This window comes from Luteimonas terrae (assembly GCF_031457535.1).
Classification (GTDB): Bacteria; Pseudomonadota; Gammaproteobacteria; order Xanthomonadales; family Xanthomonadaceae; genus Luteimonas; species Luteimonas terrae_A.
Window position 1 is genome coordinate 103,991 of record NZ_JAVDWO010000004.1, and the last position, 23,015, is coordinate 127,005.

Consider the following 23,015-nt stretch of genomic DNA (forward strand, 5'->3'; position numbering starts at 1 on the left):
GCCCGCATCTGCGGGCCTTTCCTATTCCGATCAGGCTGACTTCTTTGCCGCCAACTGCCTCAGCACGTAATGCAGCAGACCGCCACTGTGGGTAAGCCGGGCGCGCTTGCGAAGCATCGCTTCGCGCGCCGGGCGAACGCCCGCCGTGCTACGGCGGGCCGGGCTTCCGCCCGATCCGGAGTCAGGCGGCTTTCTTCGCCGCCAACTGACGCAGCACGTAATGCAGCAGACCGCCGTGGCGGAAGTACTCGACTTCCTTCGGCGTCAGCAGCAGCACGTCGACCTCGAAGCGGATCTCCGTGCCATCCGCGCGTGTGGCGACGATCTGCGCGGTCTTCGACTTGCCGTTCTCAAGACCGGTCAGTTCGACCGTCTCCGACCCGTCCAGACCGAGGCTCTGTGCGTTGTCGCCGTTGCGGAAGCTGCACGGCAGCACGCCCATGCCGACGAGGTTGGAGCGGTGGATACGCTCGAAGCTCTCGGCGATCACGGCCTTCACGCCCAGCAGGTTGGTGCCCTTGGCCGCCCAGTCGCGCGACGAACCGGTGCCGTATTCCTTGCCGGCGAACACCACCAGCGGCACGCCGGCCGCCTTGTACTTTTGCGCGGCGTCATAGATCGACAGCTTCTCCGGTTCACCGTCGCCGAAGTACAGCGTGTTGCCGCCTTCCTCGCCGCCGAAGAACAGGTTCTTGATGCGGATGTTGGCGAAGGTGCCGCGCACCATGACGTCGTCGTTGCCGCGGCGCGAGCCGTAGCTGTTGAAGTCGGTCGGCTGCACGCCGCGGTCCTGCAGGAAGCGGCCCGCGGGTGAGTCGCCCTTGATGTTGCCGGCCGGGGAGATGTGGTCGGTCGTGATCGAGTCGCCGAACAGGCCCATGATCCGCGCGCCGTGGATGTCGTCGATGCTGCCAACGTCCATCGTCATGCCATCGAAGTAGGGCGGATTCTTGATGTAGGTCGAGGCCTCGTCCCATGCGTAGAGATCGCCGTCGGGCGATTCGATCGTGTTCCAGCGCGTGTCGCCCTTGAACACGTCGGCGTAGTTCTTGGCGAACATTTCCGGCCCGATCGTCTTGGCGATGAAGTCGCCGATCTCCTGGTTGGTCGGCCAGATGTCGCGCAGATACACCGGGTTGCCGTCCGCGTCCTTGCCCAGCGGATCGTGGGTCAGGTCGATATCCACCGTGCCGGCGATCGCGTAGGCGACGACCAGCGGCGGCGAGGCGAGATAGTTCATCTTCACTTCGCCGTGGATCCGGCCTTCGAAGTTGCGATTGCCCGAAAGAACCGCCGACACCGCCAGGTCGTTCTCGGCGATGCCCTTCGACACCGCGTCCGGCAGTGGGCCGGAGTTACCGATGCAGGTCGTGCAGCCATAGCCGACGACGTAGAAGCCGAGCTTCTCCAGATCGTCGAGCACGCCGGCTTTCTCGAGGTAGTCGGTGACCACCAGCGAGCCCGGTCCGAGCGAGGTCTTGACCCACGGCGCGGCCTTCAGGCCCTTGGCCGCGGCGTTGCGCGCGAGCAGGCCGGCGCCGAGCATCACCGCCGGGTTGGAGGTGTTGGTGCAGGACGTGATCGCAGCGATGACCACCGAGCCATCAGTCAGTTCGTGTTCGCCATCATCGAGCGTGATGCGCGACACCGGACGCGCGGCGAGGCGCTCGGCCTGCGGCTGCCCACCGCCTTCCTTCTCGAAGCGGTCGACCTGCGGGTCTTCGCTGCTGGCCTTGCTGCGCTTGGCGATCAGCGGGCCGACGTTGTCGCGGAAGTTCTGCTGCACATTTTCCAGCAGCACGCGATCCTGCGGACGCTTCGGGCCGGCCAGCGACGGACGCACGTCGCCCATGTCGAGTTCCAGCACGCTGCTGTACTCGGCTTCGGGCGCGCCGGGTTCGTGCCACAGCTGCTGCGCCTTCGCGTATGCCTCGACCAGCGCGATCTGCTCTTCGCTACGGCCCGACAGGCGCAGGTAGTTCAGCGATTCCTGGTCGATCGGGAAGATGCCGCAGGTCGCGCCGTATTCGGGCGCCATGTTGCCGATCGTCGCGCGGTCAGCCAGCGGCAAATGCTGCAGGCCCTCGCCGAAGAACTCGACGAACTTGCCGACCACGCCGTGCTTGCGCAGCGTCTCGGTGACCGTCAGCACAAGATCGGTCGCGGTCGCGCCTTCCGGCATGCGGCCCTTGAGCTTGAAGCCGACGACCTGCGGAATCAGCATCGACGAGGGCTGGCCGAGCATCGCGGCTTCGGCCTCGATACCGCCCACGCCCCAGCCGAGCACACCGATGCCGTTGATCATCGTGGTATGCGAGTCGGTGCCGAACACCGTGTCCGGGTATGCCCAGGTCGAGCCGTCCTCACGCTCGGCGGTCATCACCACGCGGGCGAGATGCTCGAGGTTCACCTGGTGGACGATGCCGGTGTTGGGCGGCACCACCTTGAAGTTGTCGAACGCCTTCTGGCCCCAGCGCAGAAAGCCGTAGCGTTCCTTGTTGCGCTGGAACTCGATCTTGCCGTTGAGATCCAGCGCATCCGGGCGACCGAACACATCGACCTGCACCGAATGGTCGATCACCAGCTCCGACGGGATCAGCGGATTGATCTGTTCCGGGCGACCACCCAGACGCACGACCGCGTCACGCATCGCGGCGAGATCGACGACGCAGGGCACACCGGTGAAATCCTGCAGCACCACGCGCGCGGGCATGAAGGCGATCTCGGTGTCCGGTTCGGCCTTCGGATCCCACTTCGCCACCGCCTCGATGTGGTGCGCGGCGACGGTCTCGCCGTCCTCGTGGCGCAGCAGGTTCTCGAGCAGGATCTTCATCGAGTAAGGCAGACGGGCAATGTCGAACTGCTTGCCCAGCGCCGGCAGGCTGGCGTACTTCAGCCGGCGCCCGCCAACTTCGAGTTCGGCGTGGGTGGAAAAGGAATCGGTCATTCGTGGGCTCCTGTCGCGGGGTGCTGGCGATGACGGCGCGTGGCGGTCACAGCGTGCGGGGACGGGTTCGATGCGACGGCTGCCGATTGGCGGAACGAATCGGCGGCCTGCGGATCGATCCGCGCAGTGTAGGCCGATCCACGTGGCGGATTTGTGCTCGCGCCGGGATGCATCGTGTTCTGGGAGTGCGGCAGGAGCCGGCACGGCAGGCGTCACGCGCGGCTTCACTACCGCATCGGCGCGAGTGCCATCCCTAGTACCCGGCTTGGGTATGCGCAGTCAGGTATGTATAATCTGCGCATACCGAACCGGAATCCGCCATGGAAGCCACCGTCGCCGAGCGTGGCCAGATCACCCTGCCCAAGGCCGTGCGCGATGCGCTGGGCCTGAGCAAGGGTACGATCCTGAAGGTTGAACTGGAAGGCAGCCGCATCGTGCTGCGCAAGAGCGTCGACGACGCCGTCTCGCGCGCCCGCGGCCGTTTCAAACTGGAAGGCTTCGACGACACCGACGCGGCGATGCGCGCGGTGCGTGGCCAGCCGGCTGCTGACGTCGAGACCGATGTCGCGGCGGATGGAGACGCCGACCGGTGATCGCCGTCGACGCGCCCGTGCTGGTGGATCTACTGGCCGACGGCCCGCAAGCCGACGCCGCCGAGGCCTGCCTGCGTCAGCACTTGAGCGCGGGCCCGGTCGTCGTCTGCGATGTCGCATTGGCCGAGATCTGTGGCGCGCTGCACGACGGCGCAGAGACGATGGCGGTGCTCGAGGACATGGGCGTGCGTTTTTCGGCGATCGAAGCCAAGTCGGCATTGCGCGCCGGCGAGATGCAGCGACGTTCCTGGCAGCGCGGCGATATCGCCGGCCGCCCCTCGCGCGATTTCCTGGTGGGTGCGCATGCGCTGCTGCAGTGCAATGGGCTGATCACCCGCGACGACGCGTTCTTCCGCACATATTTCAAGGGTCTCAAGCTGATCGTACCGTCGGCCTGAGACCGGTTTTCCCGGTACTACACGAACAAGACTTTGGAGTTGCCCGCATGTTGGAAGCCTACCGCCACCACGTTGCCGAGCGCGAAGCGCTGGGCATCCCGCCGCTGCCGCTCGACGCCCAGCAGACCGCCGACGTCATCGAACTGCTGAAGCATCCGCCGGCCGGTGAAGAGGCCTTCCTGCTCGACCTGCTGACCCACCGCGTGCCCGCGGGCGTCGACGACGCCGCCAAGGTCAAGGCCTCGTATCTGGCCGCGATCGCGTTCGGCACCGAACGCAGTGCGCTGATCACCCGCGCGCGCGCCACCGAGCTGCTGGGCACGATGCTCGGTGGCTACAACGTGCAGCCGCTGGTCGATCTGCTCGACGACGCGGACGTCGGCGCGATCGCCGCCGAAGCCCTCAAGCACACGCTGCTGGTGTTCGATGCGTTCCACGATGTCGAGGAGAAGTCCAAGGCCGGCAACGCGAATGCCAAGGCCGTGATTCAGAGCTGGGCCGATGCCGAGTGGTTCACCAGCAAGCCGGAAGTGCCGCAGTCGATGACGCTCACGGTGTTCAAGGTGCCGGGCGAGACCAATACCGACGACCTGTCGCCGGCGCCCGACGCGACCACGCGCCCGGACATCCCGCTGCACGCGCTGGCGATGCTGAAGAACACGCGCGACGGTGCAGCGTTCGAACCCGAAGAAGACGGCAAGCGCGGTCCGATCCAGGCCATCCGCGATCTCAAGGACAAGGGCCATCTGGTCGCCTACGTCGGTGACGTGGTCGGTACCGGATCGAGCCGTAAGTCGGCGACCAACAGCGTGCTGTGGTGGACCGGCGAGGACATTCCGTTCATTCCGAACAAGCGCTTTGGTGGCGTCTGCCTGGGATCGAAGATCGCGCCGATCTTCTACAACACGATGGAAGATGCCGGCGCGCTGCCGATCGAACTCGACGTGTCGCAGATGGAGCAGGGCGACGTGATCGAACTGCGTCCCTACGACGGCAAGGCGCTGAAGGACGGCACTGTGATCGCCGAATTCCAGGTCAAGTCCGAAGTGCTGTTCGACGAAGTGCGCGCCGGTGGCCGCATTCCGCTGATCGTCGGCCGTGGCCTGACGGCCAAGGCGCGTGAGTCGCTGGGCCTGCCGACGCTGGAACTGTTCCGCCTGCCGCAGCAGCCGGTCAATACCGGCAAGGGCTTTTCGCTGGCGCAGAAGATGGTTGGCCGTGCGATCGGTCTGCCGGAAGGCCAGGGCGTACGTCCGGGCACCTATTGCGAGCCGCGCATGACCTCGGTGGGGTCGCAGGACACGACCGGTCCGATGACGCGCGACGAACTCAAGGACCTCGCCTGCCTCGGCTTCAGCGCCGATCTCGTGATGCAGTCGTTCTGCCACACCGCTGCGTATCCGAAGCCGGTCGACGTCAAGACGCATCACACGCTGCCGGAGTTCATCTCCACGCGCGGCGGCATCTCGCTGCGTCCGGGTGACGGCATCATCCACAGCTGGCTCAACCGCATGCTGCTGCCCGACACCGTCGGCACCGGTGGCGACTCGCACACGCGCTTCCCGATCGGCATCTCGTTCCCGGCGGGCTCTGGCCTGGTCGCGTTCGCGGCCGCGACCGGCGTGATGCCGCTCGACATGCCGGAGTCGGTGCTGGTCCGCTTCAAGGGCAAGATGCAGCCCGGCGTGACCCTGCGCGATCTGGTCAACGCGATTCCGCTGTACGCGATCAAGGCCGGTCTGCTGACCGTCGCCAAGCAGGGCAAGAAGAACATCTTCTCCGGCCGCATCCTCGAGATCGAAGGCCTGCCGGATCTGAAGGTCGAGCAGGCATTCGAACTGTCCGACGCCTCGGCGGAGCGTTCCGCGGCCGGCTGCACGGTGCATCTCGACAAGGCGCCGATCATCGAATACATCACGTCGAACATCGTGATGCTGAAGTGGATGATCAGCGAAGGCTACGCCGACGCCCGGTCGATCCAGCGCCGCATCGAAAAGATGGAGGCTTGGCTCGCCGATCCGCAGCTGCTCAAGGGCGACGCCGATGCCGATTACGCCGCGGTCATCGAGATCGACCTGGCCGACGTGCACGAGCCGATCGTCGCGTGCCCGAACGATCCGGATGACGTCAAGACGCTCTCCGAAGTCTCCGGCGCGGTCATCGACGAAGTCTTCATCGGCTCGTGCATGACCAACATCGGTCACTTCCGCGCAGCGTCCAAGCTGCTCGAAGGCAAGCGCGACATCCCGACCAAGCTCTGGGTCGCGCCGCCGACCAAGATGGACGCCGCCGAACTGACCAAGGAAGGCCACTACGGCACCTTCGGCGCCGCCGGTGCGCGCATGGAAATGCCGGGCTGTTCGCTGTGCATGGGCAACCAAGCGCAGGTGCGCGAAGGCGCGACGGTGTTCTCCACGTCCACCCGCAACTTCCCGAACCGCCTGGGCCGCAACTCGAACGTGTATCTGGGCTCGGCGGAACTCGCCGCGATCTGCTCGCGTCTGGGGCGCATTCCGACCAAGGCCGAGTACATGGCCGACGTGGGCGTGCTGGATGCGTCGGCGACCGAGATCTACCGCTACATGAACTTCGACCAGATTTCGGAGTACGTGGACGCGGGCGAAAAGACCGCCGCCTGACGGCAGCGGTTTGCGGACACGAAAAACCCGGCCGTGTGCCGGGTTTTTCGTATCTGCGCTTTGGTGATGCGTGCCTGCGGGATGGTGGGACGCGCGCTCCGCGCCATGGCCGCGTCGTCAGATCTGGTGCGCCGATCCGCCGCCGACGCGCTACTCGCGAGCGAGCGCCAGCAGGCGGGCCGCGATGGCGTCGAGTGGCAGGATCTCCTGCGCCGCGCCCAGGCGCGCCGCGGCGCCCGGCATGCCCCACACCACGCTGGTGGCCTCGTCCTGCACCAGCGTGGCAGCGCCGGCCTGACGCAGTTCCAGCAGACCCCGCGCACCGTCGTCGCCCATGCCGGTCAGGATTGCGGCAACGGCGTTGCTACCCGCGTTCTGCGCGACCGAGCGGAACAGCACGTCGACCGCGGGCCGATGACGGTTCACCGGCGGGCCCGGGTCCAGCTTGCAGCGCCAGCGGGCGCCATCACGGACGACCCGCAGATGGTGGTCGCCGGGTGGCAGGTAGGCGTGACCGGGCAGGATCATCTCGTCGTCGCGCGCTTCGCGGACCAGCATCGCCGAGTGCTTGTTCAGCCGCTCGGTGAACGGACGGCTGAAACTCGCGGGAATGTGCTGGGTCAGCACGATCGCCGGTGCATCGGCGGGCATCTGTTCCAGCACGACGCGGATCGCTTCGGTGCCGCCGGCGGATGCGCCGATCGCGATCAACCTGTCGGTGGTGCGGTAGCGCGTGGCCACCGGAGCCACGATGCGTGGCGCCTCGGCGCGCACGATCTGGGGCGCCGCCGCAGCTGCAGCCGGGCGCACGCGCGCACGCGCCGCGGCCTTGACCTTGGTGGTGATCTCTTCGGCGTACTCGGTCAGGCCGTTGGCGAGGTCGAGCTTGGGTTTGGTGACGAAATCCACAGCGCCCAGCGCCAGCGCCTGCAGGGTGATGTCGGCACCGCGCTCGGTCAGCGAGGACACCATCACCACGGGCATCGGTCGCAGCCGCATCAGGTGTTCGAGGAACGCCAGCCCATCCATGCGCGGCATTTCGACGTCCAGCGTCAGCACGTCGGGGTTGAGCCGCTTGATCTTCTCGCGTGCGAGCAACGGATCGGCGGCGCTGCCGACGACCTCGATATCCGGATCCTGGTCCAGAATTTCGGTGAGCAGCTGGCGGACGACGGCGGAATCGTCGACCACAAGGACGCGGCAACGGCTCATTCGAACAGCTCCACGCCGCCACTGACCGGCGTCTTCGACAGGCGCGCACGCACGGCAGTTTCGGCGGCGACCACCTCGGCCTCGTGTGCGTGCGGCAGCTTGTTGACCATCACCTTGCCGGTGTCGGGGAAGAACCAGACCTTGCGCGGATGGATGCCGCGCAGGTCCTCGGCCACCACCGGGATCTGCTCGGCCTGGAGATAGGCGAGCACGAACTCGGCATTGCGCGTGCCGACCGGATTCGAGGTGAATCCCTTGAGCACATTCGCGCCACCGAACACCTTGGCCTCCAGGCGACGGCGACTGGCGCCGCGCTTGAGCAGTTCGTTAATCAGCAATTCCATTGCATAGCTGCCGTAGCGTGCAGGCGCGCCGTCGCCGACGTTGCCGTCGGGCAGCATGAAGTGGTTCATGCCCCCCAGCTGCAGCAGCGGATCGCGGACGCAGGCGGCGATGCAGGAGCCGAGCACGGTCACCAGCGCGGTGCCGTCATCGACCACGAGGTATTGCGTGGGCAGCAGCTTGGCCGCCGGCACTTTGAATTGCGGGTCCCGGTATCGCAGCACATCGTCCGCGTGCAGCGCGGCGCGACTCATGCCGCCTCCGTTCCAAAGTTCCGGCGGTACAGGGTGCGGCCGCAGGGTCGGATCAGGTCGGCCGCATGCAGGTAGTTTTCCGAGTGACCGGTGTACAGCAGGCTGTTGGCGTCCATGTGGGTCACCAGGCGCGACAGGATGCCGCGCTGGGTGGGTTTGTCGAAATAGATCATCACGTTGCGACAGAACACCGCCGCGAACGGCCCGCTGATGTCGTAACGCGGCGCTAGCAGGTTGAGCGGGCGGTAATCGATGAGCGCTTGAAGGGCAGGATGCACCCGGCAGTGACCCTCGTTGGGACCGGTGCCGCGCTGGAAGAACCGGCGGCGACGTTCCGCATCCAGCCCGGCAACGCGCTCGACCGGATACACGCCGCGCTGCGCGGTCGCCAGAACCTGGGTGTCGATGTCGGTCGCAAGGATGCGCACCGGCGGCGTCATCGTGCCGAAGGCCTCGCAGGCGGTGATGGCGATGGAGTAGGGCTCCTCGCCCGTGGAGGCTGCGCACGACCACAACGCCAGCGGTGTGCGCGGCGATGCGCCGGACGCGGCCAGCTGTTCGTGGAGATGTTCGAAATGGTGCGGCTCGCGGAAGAACGCCGTGAGGTTGGTGGTCAGCGCGTTGGTGAACGCCTGCCACTCCTCGCCGTCGACGTTGCGCTCGAGCTGGTCGAGATAGGTGCCGAACTCGGTCAGACCGAGCGCGCGCAGGCGCCGCGACAGACGGCCGTAGACCATGTCGCGCTTGCTGTCGACCAGGGCAATACCGGCGCGGTCGTGGATCAGTTGGCAGACACGGCGGAAATCGCGCTCCGAAAACACGAAATCGCGATTGCCGACAGGCGAGTGGGGCAGAAGGTTGGCAGCCATGTCACCTGGGTCTCGAACAAGGGATCTACTGAGTTATCGACCCGGACGGCCGGAAATTGACCGTCCGGGTGCGCGATGACGCGAGTGGGCTCAGAACTCGGCCCAGTCGGCCTCGGCGACCGCGAGCGCCGGCTTCGATGCGGTGACGCGAGCCGGCGCCGATGCCGTTGCGCGACGGACCGGGGCCGCAGCGGGCGGCGACGACTTGCTGACTGCCGCGAGCGGGCGCGGTGCAACCGCGCGGACGGCTGCCTGAGTGGCGTCGATGCGGAACACCGAGACGGTCTGGGTCAGCGCCGCAGCCTGTTCTTCCATCGAGCGCGCCGCAGCCGAGGCTTCCTCCACCAGCGCGGCGTTCTGCTGCGTGGTCTCGTCCATCTGGGTGATGGTCTGGTTGACCTGCTCGATGCCCGAGGCCTGTTCCTGCGAGGCCGCGGCGATCTCCGACATGATGTCGGTGACACGCTGCACCGAGGACACGATTTCGGCCATGGTCTTGCCGGCCTGGCCGGCCAGCGACGCGCCGCTTGAGACCTTGCTGGTGGAATCGTCGATCAGGCCCTTGATCTCCTTGGCGGCTGCAGCGCTGCGTTGGGCCAGCGTGCGCACTTCGGAGGCGACGACCGCGAAGCCGCGACCCTGCTCACCGGCGCGCGCCGCTTCGACTGCGGCATTGAGCGCCAGGATGTTGGTCTGGAAAGCGATGCCGTCGATGACCGAAATGATGTCGCCGATCTTGCGCGAGGATTGCTCGATGTCGGCCATTGTCGTCACGACCTGGCTCACCACCTCGCCACCTTGCGAGGCGACAGAAGCCGCGCCGATGGCGAGCTGGTTGGCCTGACGCGCGTGGTCGGCGTTCTGGCGCACGGTGGAAGTGAGTTCCTCCATCGAGGCTGCGGTCTCTTCGAGGTTCGCGGCCTGCTGCTCGGTGCGCTGCGACAGGTCGTTGTTGCCGGAGGAGATCTCCGACGACGCCGTGCTGATCGCGCCGGAGGCGTTCTTGATGGTGCCCACGATGTCCCGCAGCTGGGCGACGGTGGCGTTGGCGTCGTCGCGCATCCGGGCGAATACACCCTGGAAGTCGCCATCCATGCCGACGGTCAGATCGCCCTCGGCAATGGCCTTGAGCACCACGGACAGCGATTGCAGGCTGCCATCGGCAGTGGTCATCAACTGGTTGAGGCCTTCGACCATCACACGGAAGTCGTACTGGAAGCGTTGCTCGTCGCCACGCACACTGAAGTCGCCTGCGGCGGCGGCCGTTGCCAGACGCTTGATCTCGGTATTGATGGACATCAGGCTGGACTTGGCCGCATCCATCGATTGGTGCAGGACCGCGCGGCTGCCGGGCAAGCGCCGGGCATCGCGGCGCAGGTCGCCGTTGGCGTACTCGTTGAGCACCGCGATCGCATCGACGATGGCGTCCAGATGCTCGAACATCATGGTGTTGACGCCCTTGCTCAGCTCGCCGTACACGCCGGGGAAATCCTCGGGCATGCGGTGGGTCATGTCCTTGTCGGCATGCAGCACGATCATCTGCGAGGTTTCCGTGGAGAAACGCTGCAGCTGTGTCTGCATCTGCTGCATCGCGTTCAGCAGGCGACCCGTTTCGTCGCGTGCAACGGTACGCACGTCGCTGTCCAGACGCCCCTCGGCGATGGCCTCGGCCACGCGGGTGGCGCGGGCCAGCGGCAGGGTAAGGCTGCGCGTGATGGCGAAGGCCAGCAGGATGCCGATGATTACGGACAACGCACCGACCACCAGAAACAGGGTCCGGCCGCGGTTCATTGCCTGGGTGGCCTGGACATAGGACTGTTCGGTCTGCTGCGTCTGCAGCGCCACGTTCTCCTGGATCTCGTGTTGCCAGGTCTGCATGGCCGGACGGGCGCGTTCGGTGAGAAGTGCCTGCGCCTCTTCGTTTCTATTCTCGCCTGCAAGCGCTATGACTTGGTCGTTGATTTCACGCGCCGTTTCACGATGGCCGTCGATCGCGGCGCGGAGCTTGCGCGCCGCATCGTCGGCCGGATAGGCCTCGAGCCCCTCGCGTGCGTCCTGGTAACGCTGGCGGCCATCGCGGATGGTGGACAGTGCTTGCTCGTTCAATTCCTCGCTGGCGACGATGACCAACGCGCCGAGCGCTATAAAGATGTCCGAATTCGCGTCGAGCATTGCATTGCTCAAGCGCGTCTTCTCGACGTTCACTTTGACGATGTTGTCCAACTCGGCGCGCGCGCTAGACATGGTGCTGATGCCGGCGGCGACCAGCGCCGCAGACAGCAGAATCAGAATTCCAAACGCCGCTCCCAAACGGCGACCTACATTGTAGCGCTGCAGAAATGCATTCATGACGGAGTCCGAGTGGAGTAGCGGTGGAGTGACCAGACGAGCACGTCGTGCTCGATTCGCTGGTGCACACCAGATAGCGGCGAATTCACACTCGAGTTGAGCGGTTCCAGGCAGGCAGGCGACGAACGGTATCAAGCAGGAACTGGCGATGTGAACTCCAAAAGTCCGGCGACGAGATAAGCCGGATTCCGCCATTACTTGAACGAATGCGCACAGCCGGCGGCGCGATCCCGCACGCCTATCGGGGATCGCCCGAGCCGATCGCGTGACCGGAGCGTCCTGTATTTACGGGTCGCCAACTGATCTCACTACGACGGGATACTCGCGGTCTGCCAGCTTGCTGAAGCTGGATCGGCAGATCGAAGACGAACGCCGAGCGTGCGCGCGCTAAAGCGGGTAGCGGGCAACGGCAAAGGCGGGGAATGGATGCGGTTCGTCCGCGCACCCCAGATGCGCTGCTGACGTTGAATTCTCGTTTCGACTGCGGGCGTGACGGTCCTGATGCCGCGAGCGTCCAAAGTCCCGCAGACGGCGCGAGTGAAGCCGGCGCCCGCCATTCGAGGCGGTCGCCGGTCGGACACTCAGAACTCGGCCCAGTCCGTTTCGGCAAGCGCGGGCTTGGCTGGGGCAGGCGACGCTTGTGCCTTCCGCATCTTCGGTGCCGAGTGCACAGCCCGACTCGCGATCGGGGCCACGCGTGGCGGCACGGCGGCCAGCGTGGCCGACGCCCCGGCCAGACGGAAGACCGAGACGGTCTGGGTCAGTGCCACGGCCTGCTCTTCCATCGAACGTGCCGCAGCCGAGGCTTCTTCCACCAGCGCGGCGTTCTGCTGCGTGGTCTCGTCCATCTGGGTGATGGTCTGGTTGACCTGCTCGATGCCCGAGGCCTGTTCCTGCGAGGCCGCGGCGATCTCCGACATGATGTCGGTGACGCGCTGCACCGACGAGACGATCTCACCCATGGTCTTGCCGGCCTGGCCGGCAAGCGTCGCGCCATCGGAGACCTTGCTGGCGGAATCGTCGATCAGCCCCTTGATCTCCTTTGCAGCAGCGGCGCTGCGCTGGGCCAGGGTGCGGACTTCGGAGGCGACGACCGCGAAGCCGCGACCCTGCTCACCGGCGCGCGCCGCTTCGACCGCTGCATTGAGCGCGAGGATGTTGGTCTGGAAAGCAATGCCGTCGATGACCGAGATGATGTCGCCGATCCTGCGCGAGGACTTTTCGATGTCGGCCATCGTCGTCACGACCTGGCTCACCACCTCGCCACCCTGCGAGGCGACGGAAGCCGCACCGATCGCCAACTGGTTGGCCTGACGGGCATGATCGGCGTTCTGGCGCACGGTGGAAGTGAGTTCCTCCATCGAGGCTGCGGTTTCCTCAAGGTTGGCGGCCTGCTGCTCGGTGCGCTGCGACAGGTCGTTGTTGCCGGAGGCGATTTCTGAAGACGCGGTGCCGATTACGCCTGACGCCTCCTGGATGCGCGACACGATATCGGTCAGCTGCGCGACGGTGGCATTGGCATCGTCGCGCATCCGGGCGAACACGCCCTGGAACTCGCCATCCATGCGCACGGTCAGGTCGCCGCGGGCCATGGCCTGGAACAGGCGCGACAGTTCGCCCAGGTTGTGGTCGCTGGTCGCCATCATCGCGTTGAGGTCGCGCACCATGGCGCGGAAATCGGCCTGGTAGGCCGCCTCGTCGCCACGCACGCTGAAGTCGCCCGCAGCGGCGGCGTCGGCCAGGCGGCGGATTTCGCCGTTGATCGCGCGCAGGCTGGCCTTGGCGGCATCCATCGATTCGTGCAGGACAGCGCGGCTGCCAGGCAGTCGGCGCGCGTCGCGTGTGAGATCCCCGTTGGCATAGTCCTGAAGCACGCTGATGGCGTCGACGATCGCGTCCAGGTGCTCGAACATCATCGTGTTGATGCCGACGGCAAGTTCGCCGTAAACGCCGGGGAAATCCTCGGGCATGCGATGGCCCATGTCCTCGGATTCGTGCTTGCGGGTCATCTCGCGCACCTGGCCGGAAAAGCGCTCCAGCGTGTGCACCATCTCGTCGGTGGCCTTGAGCATCTGGCCGATCTCGTCACGGCCGTGAGTGCCGGTGCGCACCTTCAGATCACCGCGCGACACGCCGCGGATGGCACCGAGCGCACGGCCGATGGAATCGAGCACCGAGGCGCCGATCGCCCAGCCGATCAGCAAATTGAGCAGCACCAGCAGTCCGCCGGCGCCCGCCATGATGGCGGTAAAGCTCATGGCCTGGGCCTGGGTGTCGTCGAGATAGACGCCCGTGCCCACCACCCAGCCCCACGGTGCGTACTCGGCTGCGTACGAGGTTTTCTGCACCGGGTCCGGCTCAACGGCCTTGGCCCAGGTGTAGTCGACAAACCCGCCGCCGGCCTTGGCGACGCGGACGAACTCGGGAAAGATCGCCTTGCCGTCCGGGCTGAGCACATCGCCGACAGGTTTGCCGGTGAGATCGTCGCGAAGCGGATGCATCAGCATGCGCGGTGAGTCATCGGTGATGAAGAAGTAGTCAACACCTTCGGATGCCTGCATCACCCGCAGCGTATCGAGCGCCCCGGCCTGGGCGGTTGCCAGATCCACGTCGCCGGCCTCGGCGCGGGCGGCGTACTGCTTGATCACGCCAAAGGCCATTTCCGTCTGCGCCCGCAGCGCTGCCTGGCGTGTAGCGTTGAGATCGAGATACTGGATGCGTGCGGCCACCACGGCCAGCGCGACGATGCCGATGGCAACGAAGATGGTCTGCATCAGGAATTTCTGCCGCATCGACAGATTGGAAAGCCGTGCGTAGACGGCGGGCCTGAAATTCATGGAGGGATCCCGGAATGAGAGTGATAGCTCTGCTTCCGGTATCGGCCGCCCATCTCATTTCTTTTGCGGTTTTGGCTTGAATGCAGTGCCGAGCGTGCCGTCTCGGAACCCGGTACCGCAGTTCGCTAAGACGGCCCGCGGCACAGATCGAAGTTCTGCGCGCGGGGGATTCGTGTCGAGGCGGTTTCGGGGCGATGCATCCGGGGATAGTGGCGCCCCGGATGCGGTCCGCCTCAGACCCGGAACAGCGCGACTGTCTGCGCGAGGTCTGCGGCCTGTTCCTCCATCGAACGTGCGGCGGCCGAGGCTTCTTCCACCAGCGCCGCATTCTGCTGCGTGGTCTCGTCCATCTGGGTGATGGTCTGGTTGACCTGCTCGATGCCCGAAGCCTGTTCCTGCGAGGCCGCGGCGATCTCCGACATGATGTCGGTGACCCGCTGCACCGACGACACGATCTCGCCCATGGTCTTGCCAGCCTGGCCGGCCAGCGCCGCGCCATCGGAGACCTTGCTGGTGGAATCTTCGATCAGGCCCTTGATCTCCTTGGCAGCCGCCGCGCTGCGCTGCGCCAGTGTGCGCACCTCTGAGGCCACGACCGCGAAGCCGCGACCCTGCTCACCGGCGCGCGCCGCTTCGACCGCTGCATTGAGCGCGAGGATGTTGGTCTGAAAGGCAATGCCGTCGATGACCGAAATGATGTCGCCAATCCTGCGCGAGGACTGTTCGATGTCGGCCATGGTCGTCACGACTTGGCTCACCACCTCGCCACCCTGCGAGGCGACGGAAGCCGCACCGATCGCCAACTGGTTGGCCTGACGGGCATGATCGGCGTTCTGGCGCACGGTGGAAGTGAGTTCCTCCATCGAGGCGGCGGTTTCCTCGAGATTCGCGGCCTGCTGCTCGGTGCGCTGTGACAGGTCGTTGTTGCCGGAGGCGATCTCCGACGACGCGGTGCCGATGGCGCCCGAGGCCTGCTGGATCCGCGACACGATGCCGGTCAGCTGGGCGACGGTGGCATTGGCGTCGTCACGCATCTGCGCAAACACACCCTGGAAGTCGCCGTCCATGCGCACGGTGAGGTCGCCGCGCGCGATGGCCTGCAGCACGGTGGACACATCGGCGAGGTTGCCATCGGCCGTCTGCATCAGGCGGTTGAGCCCGTCGACCATGTCGCGGAACTCGTACTGGAAGCGCGCCGCATCGCCGCGCTCGCTGAAGTCGCCACGCGCAGCCGCTTCGACCAGACGGCGGATTTCGCCATTGATCGCAACGAGATTGGCCTTCACCGCATCCATAGTTTCGGTGATGCGTGCCTTCTCGCCGGGCAGGCGGTCCATGTCCTGCGACAGATCGCCTACCGCGTATCGACCGGCCAGTTCGATCACACGCATCTTCACTTCGATATGTGCGGCCACAAGGGCATTGGTGCCTGCCACCATCACGCCGTAGTCGCCGGGCAGCGAGGCGGCGTCCATGCGGTAACTGATCGTGCCGGCTTCGTGTGCAACGGCCATCTCGCGCTGCGCGGCGATCACCGCACGCAGTTGCGTCTGCATCCGCGCCATCGCCGCGAGCACCTGACCCACTTCATCCTTGCGGTCTGTGCCGATGGCGCCATCGAGTTCACCACGGCTGACCCGTTCCGCCGCGTCCAGCGTGAGCCGCAGTGGCGCGGTGATGCTGCGCGTCAGCACGAACGCGATCACGCCGGCGGCCGCCGTCGCCAGCAAGGTCAGCGTGAGCATGAAGATCGCGAAGCCGTCGGTGGCATCGACCGCGGTCGTGGCTTCCTGCTGGTTCTTGCCTTCCTGCAGATCGATGAACGCATTGATGCGGGTCAGCCAGGTGACGTACGCGGGTGCCGCCTCGCGCATCAAGACCTGCTGGGCTGCTTCCGCGTCACCGGCCTCGCGCAGCGCGCGAACCTGGGCGGTGAGGGGCAGGGCTTCCGCCTCGATCGTCTGGATGCTGGCGAGGATCTGCGCTTCGCGCGGATCTGTGGACTGGGCCACCAGGGTGTCCAGCGGCGCGGAGGATTCGGCGTAGAACGACGCCAGCGCGTCGATCCGCGCTTCGGCCGCGCCGATGGCGTCGGGGCTTTCGGCCAGTACGACATCGCGCAGCGCGATGGCGCGATCGTGGACACTGCCGCGGAAGTTGATGGCATGCCGCAGCTTGACGCTGTTGACGTCGTTGATCGTGTGCAGGCTGTCGCTGATGCGGTGGACACGCTGGATGCTCACCACACTCAGCACGAGCGTCATCAGGATGAGGACGGAGAAGCCGGCAGCGAGTCGCTGCCCAATTCGAAAGTTGCCGATATGCATGATGGTCTCGTCGTTGGACCCGGTTGTGCCGCGCTATCCAGGACCGTCGGGTGCTCCGGTCGAACTGGGATAGCGGCGCCGAAATCCAACTCTGAGTGCTCAAAAATGCAACGAATCATGTGGCCGGATTTTCGGATCCAAACCTGGTCGAGATACGTATGACATGCGCGTCTCGCGCTGCTCGCCTGGCTGACGTTACGGAACGGCATCGCCGACGCCAGCTGATGGGATGTGGACGCGCGCACGCGGAGCCATCGCGCTGCGCGTGTCTTGAAGCGCCTCGCGCAAGCCTTCGGGTAGATCCACGGACGTGGATGAGGGCGTGCTGGGAGGGCCAGCTACGCAGATGTCCAGCGGCTGCCGAAAGGGCGCTAGGCCTGATCCGTTAGGAAGAATCAAATAACTGCCGTCGTCGCCGCCTGACCGGACATGCGTCCGTTGAAAGCCGCGGGAATGAGGGCCAAAAGCGGAATGATCCAGACCTTCCCTGGCGTGCACTTGGATACGCCGCGGTCTGTGCTTCAGACCAATGCCATCGACGCGGTGCTTCCGCGTCGATGGCGATTCGGATGCCGTCAGGCGATCACACGGTCCTGCGTGATCGCACGTCCGCGCGCAGGCGGCAGCGTTCCGCTGTCGGACTGCAGCCGGAAGACCGAGACAGTCTGCGACAACGCCGCGGCCTGTTCTTCCATCGAGCGCGCTGCGGCCGAGGCTTCTTCCACCAGCGCGGCGTTCTGCTGCGTGGTCTCGTCCATCTGGGTGATGGTCTGGTTGACCTGCTCGATGCCCGACGCCTGTTCCTGCGAGGCCGCGGCGATCTCCGACATGATGTCGGTGACGCGCTGCACCGAGGACACGATCTCGCCCATGGTCTTGCCGGCCTGGCCGGCAAGCGCCGCGCCATCGGAGACCTTGCTGGTCGAGTCGTCGATCAGCCCCTTGATCTCCTTGGCAGCTGCCGCGCTGCGCTGGGCCAGGGTGCGCACTTCGGAAGCCACGACCGCGAAGCCGCGGCCCTGTTCGCCGGCACGCGCCGCTTCCACTGCGGCATTGAGCGCGAGGATATTGGTCTGGAAGGCAATGCCGTCGATGACCGAAATGATGTCGCCGATCTTGCGCGAGGATTTCTCGATATCGGTCATGGTTGTCACGACCTGGCTCACCACGTCGCCCCCCTGCGAGGCGACCGAGGCCGCGCCGATGGCCAGCTGATTGGCCTGGCGGGCGTGGTCGGCGTTCTGGCGCACGGTGGAGGTCAGTTCCTCCATCGAGGCTGCAGTCTCTTCGAGATTCGCGGCCTGCTGCTCGGTGCGTTGCGACAGGTCGTTGTTGCCGGAGGCGATTTCCGAAGACGCGGTTCCGATGGCACCCGAGGCGTCCTGGATCTGCGCGACGATGCCGGCCAGCTGGCCCATGGTGGCGTTGGCGTCGTCACGCATCTGCGCGAACACACCCTGGAAGTCGCCGTCCATGCGGGCGGTGAGGTCGCCGCCGGCCAGGGCCGTCAGCACGCTCGACACCTGGTCGAGACTGGTGGCATTGGCGTCGAGCAGACCATTGAGCTGTTGCGCGAGCTGCAGCAGGAAGCCCTGCTTGTCGTCCGTGCGGACGCGGCCCGACATGTCGCCGGCCGCCGCTGCGGCGACGATCCGCGAGACCTCGGCCTCGACCCGGACTTCGGCGGTGCGGTCCGCCCATTCGACGACGAAGCCTTCCTGACGGCCATCGGCGGCGAGCACCGGATTGATGATCAGCTGCATCGTGCGGCCACCGACGTGGATCTGCGCGCGATGGGTATCGCGCAACTTCGCCAGCATCGCGGCCTGATGCTCGGGCGCGCGGTGGAAGCCGTCGATGTTGCTGCCGACCAGCGTGGCGGCATCGAAGGCGGGGAGATCGCGGCGCAGATCCGCCTGCGCCTCGGCGAGCATCAGCTGCAGCGGACGGTTGACGTAGACGATGTCGCGCGCGGTGTCGGCGATCATCACGTGGGTGGTCACGCTGTCGAGCGCGGTGCGGATACGCAGGTTCTCGCGCGCGACGACCAGGTCGGCCTCGGCGCGCTGGCGCAGGCCGTCCTGCATCCGTGCCAGTGCCTGCAGCAGTTTTGCGGTCTCGTCGTGCCCGACGGTGGTGATCGTGGTGTCCAGATCGCCGGCGGCGACACGATCAGCGATCGTGATTGCCCGGGCCAGCGGTCGCGAGACCAGCCGGCGGCTGGCGACCACGATGGCCGTCACGAGGACGAAGAGCGCGAATAGCGACACGCCCGCGACTTTCCAGCGCATCGCGCCCAGCACAGCTTCGGCATGCTGACGCGGCTTGACCGCCACCAGGACCCAGTTCCAGGGCTCGAATGCGACCGCATGCAGGTCGGCGCTCGCCGGCGATGCCGAACCATCAGGAGACAGCGACATCCGCAGGTCACCATTGGCCGCTGGATCGGCGAGCAGGGCGATCAGGGTGGCCTGCTCACCGGCGTCGGCCAGCGCAAGCGGATCACCATCAATGCCTGCGGGATGGGACACCAGCACCGGCGCGTCACCGCTGCGGTCGACCACGACGATGTAGCCGTCACCGCCGATGCGGGTCTCGCGCAGACGCGTCGTCAATGCGGCCAGGCCTTCGGTGTAGTCCAGGCCAATGAACAGACTGCCGACCAGAGCGCCCTCGGCATCGAGCAGCGGACGGTAGTGGGTCATGTAGTCGCGACCGAACAGGCGCGCACGGCCGGTATACGACTCGCCCGCAAACAGGCGTGCGTAGGCCGGATGCGCAGCATCGAGCGCGGTGCCGATCACCCGGTTGCCGGCGTCGTTGGTCAGCGAGGTGGTCACCCGGACCAGGGCATCGGCATCGCGCGCAAAGATGGTCGCCACGGCGCCGGTGTTTTCGGTGAAGCGATCGACACTGGCGAAATCGAGATTGGCGACCTGGCCGCCGAGCAGCAGCGTCGGCGTCTCGCGCTCGCCTACGACGACGGTGCTGGCGGCGTCGAGCGCCGGGCTGCCCGCGGGCAGCATGGCGGCGAATGCGCTGCCCAGACGCTGGGTGTTGTCGACGAGGGTGCGCTCGTAGAGCGCGACGCTTTCGCCGATGGTATCCGCGGCATCGGCAAGCGAGACACGGGCCTGCTCTTCGTATACGGCAGCGGAATCGCGATAGACGATGACGGCCAGCAGCAGCAGGCAGAGCCCCGCAGCAAGGCCCGCGGCAAGCGAGAGTCGGGTGCCGATCGTGGCGTGTTGCAGGGCGCGTTGCATTCAAGCACTCCAATTTGTGAATTTGTTCACGATCGTTATCGGCACGTGAATGCCTCGCTTGAATTGCGGCCGACGAGCGGTCGCCACACACGACGACGCCCCGGTCGATGACCGGGGCGTCGCGGCGGAGCGGGGTGAAACGTTGGTAGAACGTCAGAACTCGGCCCAGTTGGTCTCGCTTACGCTCGGGGCCTGCTTCATCGGCGCAGGACGTGCCGCCGGCGTGGGCTTGCGACGCGCGACCGGTGCAGCGATGGGCGCCACCTTCTGCACCGACATCGCGGCCTGGACGGCGACCTGCGTGGGATCGAGGCGGAAGATCGAGATCGTCTGCGCCAGACCCGCGGCCTGTTCTTCCATCGAACGTGCGGCGGCCGAGGCTTCTTCCACCAGCGCGGCGTTCTGCTGCGTGGTCTCGTCCATCTGGGTGATGGTCTGGTTGACCTGCTCGATGCCCGACGCCTGCTCCTGCGAGGCGGCGGCGATCTCCGACATGATGTCGGTGACGCGCTGCACCGAGGCCACGATCTCGCCCATGGTCTTGCCGGCCTGGCCAGCAAGCGCCGCGCCATCGGAGACCTTGCTGGTCGAATCGTCGATCAGGCCCTTGATCTCCTTGGCAGCCGCGGCGCTGCGCTGGGCCAGGGTGCGCACCTCCGATGCCACGACCGCGAAGCCACGACCCTGCTCACCGGCGCGCGCCGCTTCGACCGCGGCATTGAGCGCCAGGATGTTGGTCTGGAACGCAATGCCGTCAATGACCGAAATGATGTCGCCGATCTTGCGCGAGGACTTTTCGATGTCGGCCATCGTGGTGACCACTTGTCCGACCACGTCGCCGCCCTGCGAAGCCACCGAGGCCGCGCCGATGGCCAGCTGATTGGCCTGACGGGCGTGATCGGCGTTCTGACGCACGGTGGAGGTCAGTTCCTCCATCGAGGCTGCGGTTTCTTCGAGATTCGCGGCCTGCTGCTCGGTGCGCTGCGACAGGTCGTTATTGCCGGAGGCGATTTCCGAAGACGCGGTACCGATGGCGCCGGAGGCCTGCTGGATCCGCGACACGATGCCGGTGAGCTGGGCAACGGTGGCATTGGCGTCATCACGCATCCGGGCGAACACGCCCTGGAAGTCGCCGTCCATGCGCACCGTGAGGTCACCGCTGGCCAGCGCGGTCAGCACGTTCGACACCTGGTCGAGGCTGGCGGCATTGGCGTCGAGCAGGCTGTTGAGCTGGCTGGCGAGCTGGAGATAGAAACCCGTCTTGCCGTCCAGGCCGATCCGATGGGTCAGATCGCCCGCGGCGGCCGCGTCGATCACCCGCGCCAGCTCCCCTTCCACGTGGACCTGCGGCGTGCGGTCGCGCCACTCGATGACGTAGCCGAGCAGGTTGCCGGCGTCGTCGTCGACGCGGGCCATGGTCTGGCCGAAGTGCGCGCCGCCCATCGAGAGTTCGTCCTGATGCACGCCGTCCAGCTGGGCCAGGACGCCGGCGGTGCGCTCGGGGTGGGGCTGGTAGGTGTCGATCGAACTGCCCAGCAGCGTGTCGATGTCGAACTCGGGCAGGGCGACCTGGACATCGGCGTCGTACTGGCGCAGCAGGTCGGTGACGGCCGCGTTCGCATAGATGATGGTGCGCGCCGGGTCGGCGATCATCACGCTGGTGCCCGAGCTGTCGAGTGCGGTGCGGATGCGCAGGTTCTCGCTGGCGATGGCCTGGTCGCGTTCGATACGCTCGCGCAGGTCGCGCTGCATGCGCTGCATCGACTTGAGCAGATCACCGATCTCGTCGGCGCGGCGGGTGTCGATGTGGCTGTCGAGCTTGCCGTTGGCGACGTCCTGGGTCACGGATGCCGCTTCGCGGACCGCCGACGTCAGGCTGCGGGCCATCAGCCACGCGATCACCACGCCGCTGGCGATGCCAGCCAGCAGCAAAACGACGAGCATCGTGCTGGAGGCGGTGTAGGCGGTGTCGGCCTGGGCCTGCGATTCGGCGGCGACACGGTTGGCCTCGACGGCCAGCGTCGCCAGCGCATCGCTGGCGACATCGTGCAGGCGACTGGTTTCGCCGATGAAGGTGTCGGTGGCGTCGTCGGGAAGCTCGAGGTCGAGCATCTCGTTGACCGAATCGTAGGAGGTTCTTGCCGCCGCCCATGCGGTGACGAGCTCTTCAAGCAGGCGACGCTCTTCGGGCGTGGAGGTGAAGCGTTCATAGGCTTCGAAGTTGGTCGCGAGCTGGCTATCGATGGCCGTTGCGTCCTCACGTGCCTGTTGCTTGACCGCATCGCTGGCCCGTACCAGGCCACGATACGAGGTGGTGCGGTACTCGCCGAGCAGGGCGCGCGTATCGCCGACGAGGGTGACGCTGGGCAGGACACCTTCGACGAGGTTCGTCGTGACCCGGTCCATGGAGCGCAGGCCGCTGTAGGCGCCGATTCCCTGGACCACCATGATGAGCAGAACGAGGCCGAAAGCCAGCATGAGCTTCGGCGCGAGCTTGAGATTCGAGAACCACTGCATATGTCTACTTCCTTGCGACGGAATGAAGAACGGCCCGGCCCCTGGGTTGGGGCCGGGCCGCGGCATCACTTGATCGTGGCGAGCTTGACGTCGGCGGGCGACCGGACGGCGATCTCGGCACGACCGGCATCGCGCTGGATCGTGCCCAGCACACAGACGTCCTTGCCTTCGAGTTCTTCAGGAGTCGGGCGGAAGTTGCCACGCTGATCCTGGGGGATGCGCGCAGAGAAGGTGTGGCGCGGGAACGCACCGCCCATGTGCAGGAAGGTGGGCTGACCTTCCGAGTTCTCGGCGTAACGGGTCTTCTCGACCTTGCCGCAGACCATGCCGCTCTGTCCGGCGAAGCGGACCGCCTGGTCGGGGCGGATGGCGTCCTGGGCCACGGCGGCGGACGCGACGCCGCTCAGCAGCAGCGCGGCCAGAAGGCGGGTCGGGATCTTGAAGGGCATTGCGATCTACTCCAGT

The 23,015-nt window shown here is 66.2% G+C and carries 13 protein-coding genes; 3 read left to right on the top strand and 10 right to left on the bottom strand.

Annotation, left to right across the window (positions count from 1 at the left end; genetic code table 11):
* Positions 1-181: 181 nt before the first annotated feature.
* Positions 182-2,947 (bottom strand): aconitate hydratase AcnA, encoded by a 2,766-nt coding sequence (gene acnA / locus J2W68_RS06105; RefSeq protein ID WP_310233662.1) that lies wholly within the window; start codon positions 2,945-2,947, stop codon positions 182-184.
* Positions 2,948-3,267: 320 nt separating this feature from the next.
* Between acnA and J2W68_RS06110 the strand changes: the two genes are divergently transcribed.
* From J2W68_RS06110 to acnB, 3 genes are read left to right on the top strand one after another with little or no spacing between them, the layout of a single operon-like run.
* Positions 3,268-3,540: an AbrB/MazE/SpoVT family DNA-binding domain-containing protein gene (locus tag J2W68_RS06110; protein ID WP_310233664.1), complete on the top strand. Its 273-nt coding sequence runs from the start codon at positions 3,268-3,270 to the stop codon at positions 3,538-3,540.
* The gene (locus J2W68_RS06115) at positions 3,537-3,938 is read left to right on the top strand and encodes a type II toxin-antitoxin system VapC family toxin (protein ID WP_310149344.1); all 402 of its coding nucleotides are present in this window, start codon (positions 3,537-3,539) and stop codon (positions 3,936-3,938) included. The genes J2W68_RS06110 and J2W68_RS06115 overlap by 4 nt, the downstream gene beginning before the upstream one ends.
* 47 nt (positions 3,939-3,985) lie before the next feature.
* A complete protein-coding gene (gene acnB / locus J2W68_RS06120; protein WP_310233666.1) occupies positions 3,986-6,577 on the top strand; it encodes a bifunctional aconitate hydratase 2/2-methylisocitrate dehydratase in 2,592 nt (863 codons plus the stop codon).
* Between the two features lie 150 nt (positions 6,578-6,727).
* On the opposite strand, the gene J2W68_RS06125 is transcribed toward acnB, so the two are convergent.
* From J2W68_RS06125 to J2W68_RS06165, 9 genes are all read right to left on the bottom strand, one after another.
* Positions 6,728-7,789, bottom strand: coding sequence for a protein-glutamate methylesterase/protein-glutamine glutaminase (locus J2W68_RS06125; RefSeq protein ID WP_310233667.1), 1,062 nt, complete (start codon positions 7,787-7,789; stop codon positions 6,728-6,730).
* Positions 7,786-8,385 carry a chemoreceptor glutamine deamidase CheD gene (gene cheD / locus J2W68_RS06130; protein ID WP_310233669.1) on the bottom strand — a complete coding sequence of 200 codons (600 nt, stop codon included), beginning with the start codon at positions 8,383-8,385 and terminating at the stop codon, positions 7,786-7,788. Before cheD ends, J2W68_RS06125 begins: the two co-directional genes overlap by 4 nt.
* A complete protein-coding gene (locus tag J2W68_RS06135) occupies positions 8,382-9,254 on the bottom strand; it encodes a CheR family methyltransferase (protein WP_310233670.1) in 873 nt (290 codons plus the stop codon). Before J2W68_RS06135 ends, cheD begins: the two co-directional genes overlap by 4 nt.
* A 90-nt stretch (positions 9,255-9,344) precedes the next feature.
* On the bottom strand, positions 9,345-11,603 hold the full coding sequence (locus J2W68_RS06140) for a methyl-accepting chemotaxis protein (RefSeq protein WP_310233671.1): 2,259 nt from the start codon (positions 11,601-11,603) through the stop codon (positions 9,345-9,347).
* Between the two features lie 581 nt (positions 11,604-12,184).
* Entirely contained in the window at positions 12,185-14,440 is a 2,256-nt protein-coding gene (locus J2W68_RS06145; RefSeq protein ID WP_310233673.1) for a methyl-accepting chemotaxis protein, read from the bottom strand.
* 233 nt (positions 14,441-14,673) lie between these two features.
* Complete coding sequence (locus tag J2W68_RS06150) at positions 14,674-16,767, bottom strand: methyl-accepting chemotaxis protein (protein ID WP_310233675.1); 2,094 nt, start codon at positions 16,765-16,767, stop codon at positions 14,674-14,676.
* Positions 16,768-17,342: 575 nt separating this feature from the next.
* Positions 17,343-20,033, bottom strand: a complete 2,691-nt coding sequence (locus tag J2W68_RS06155; RefSeq protein ID WP_310233676.1) for a methyl-accepting chemotaxis protein — start codon at positions 20,031-20,033, stop codon at positions 17,343-17,345.
* 153 nt (positions 20,034-20,186) lie between these two features.
* Positions 20,187-22,550 carry a methyl-accepting chemotaxis protein gene (locus J2W68_RS06160; protein WP_310233677.1) on the bottom strand — a complete coding sequence of 788 codons (2,364 nt, stop codon included), beginning with the start codon at positions 22,548-22,550 and terminating at the stop codon, positions 20,187-20,189.
* A 65-nt stretch (positions 22,551-22,615) separates the two neighbouring features.
* Positions 22,616-22,999: a hypothetical protein gene (locus J2W68_RS06165; protein WP_310233678.1), complete on the bottom strand. Its 384-nt coding sequence runs from the start codon at positions 22,997-22,999 to the stop codon at positions 22,616-22,618.
* Between the last annotated feature and the right edge of the window lie 16 nt (positions 23,000-23,015).

What these genes read in the sequence shown, in the direction of transcription:
- acnA (WP_310233662.1), bottom strand. Translation starts at nt 2,947, where the DNA reads ATGACCGATTCCTTTTCCACCCACGCCGAACTCGAAGTTGGCGGGCGC.
- J2W68_RS06110 (WP_310233664.1), top strand. Translation starts at nt 3,268, where the DNA reads ATGGAAGCCACCGTCGCCGAGCGTGGCCAGATCACCCTGCCCAAGGCC.
- acnB (WP_310233666.1), top strand. Translation starts at nt 3,986, where the DNA reads ATGTTGGAAGCCTACCGCCACCACGTTGCCGAGCGCGAAGCGCTGGGC.
- J2W68_RS06125 (WP_310233667.1), bottom strand. Translation starts at nt 7,789, where the DNA reads ATGAGCCGTTGCCGCGTCCTTGTGGTCGACGATTCCGCCGTCGTCCGC.
- cheD (WP_310233669.1), bottom strand. Translation starts at nt 8,385, where the DNA reads ATGAGTCGCGCCGCGCTGCACGCGGACGATGTGCTGCGATACCGGGAC.
- J2W68_RS06135 (WP_310233670.1), bottom strand. Translation starts at nt 9,254, where the DNA reads ATGGCTGCCAACCTTCTGCCCCACTCGCCTGTCGGCAATCGCGATTTC.
- J2W68_RS06140 (WP_310233671.1), bottom strand. Translation starts at nt 11,603, where the DNA reads ATGAATGCATTTCTGCAGCGCTACAATGTAGGTCGCCGTTTGGGAGCG.
- J2W68_RS06145 (WP_310233673.1), bottom strand. Translation starts at nt 14,440, where the DNA reads ATGAATTTCAGGCCCGCCGTCTACGCACGGCTTTCCAATCTGTCGATG.
- J2W68_RS06150 (WP_310233675.1), bottom strand. Translation starts at nt 16,767, where the DNA reads ATGCATATCGGCAACTTTCGAATTGGGCAGCGACTCGCTGCCGGCTTC.
- J2W68_RS06155 (WP_310233676.1), bottom strand. Translation starts at nt 20,033, where the DNA reads ATGCAACGCGCCCTGCAACACGCCACGATCGGCACCCGACTCTCGCTT.
- J2W68_RS06160 (WP_310233677.1), bottom strand. Translation starts at nt 22,550, where the DNA reads ATGCAGTGGTTCTCGAATCTCAAGCTCGCGCCGAAGCTCATGCTGGCT.
- J2W68_RS06165 (WP_310233678.1), bottom strand. Translation starts at nt 22,999, where the DNA reads ATGCCCTTCAAGATCCCGACCCGCCTTCTGGCCGCGCTGCTGCTGAGC.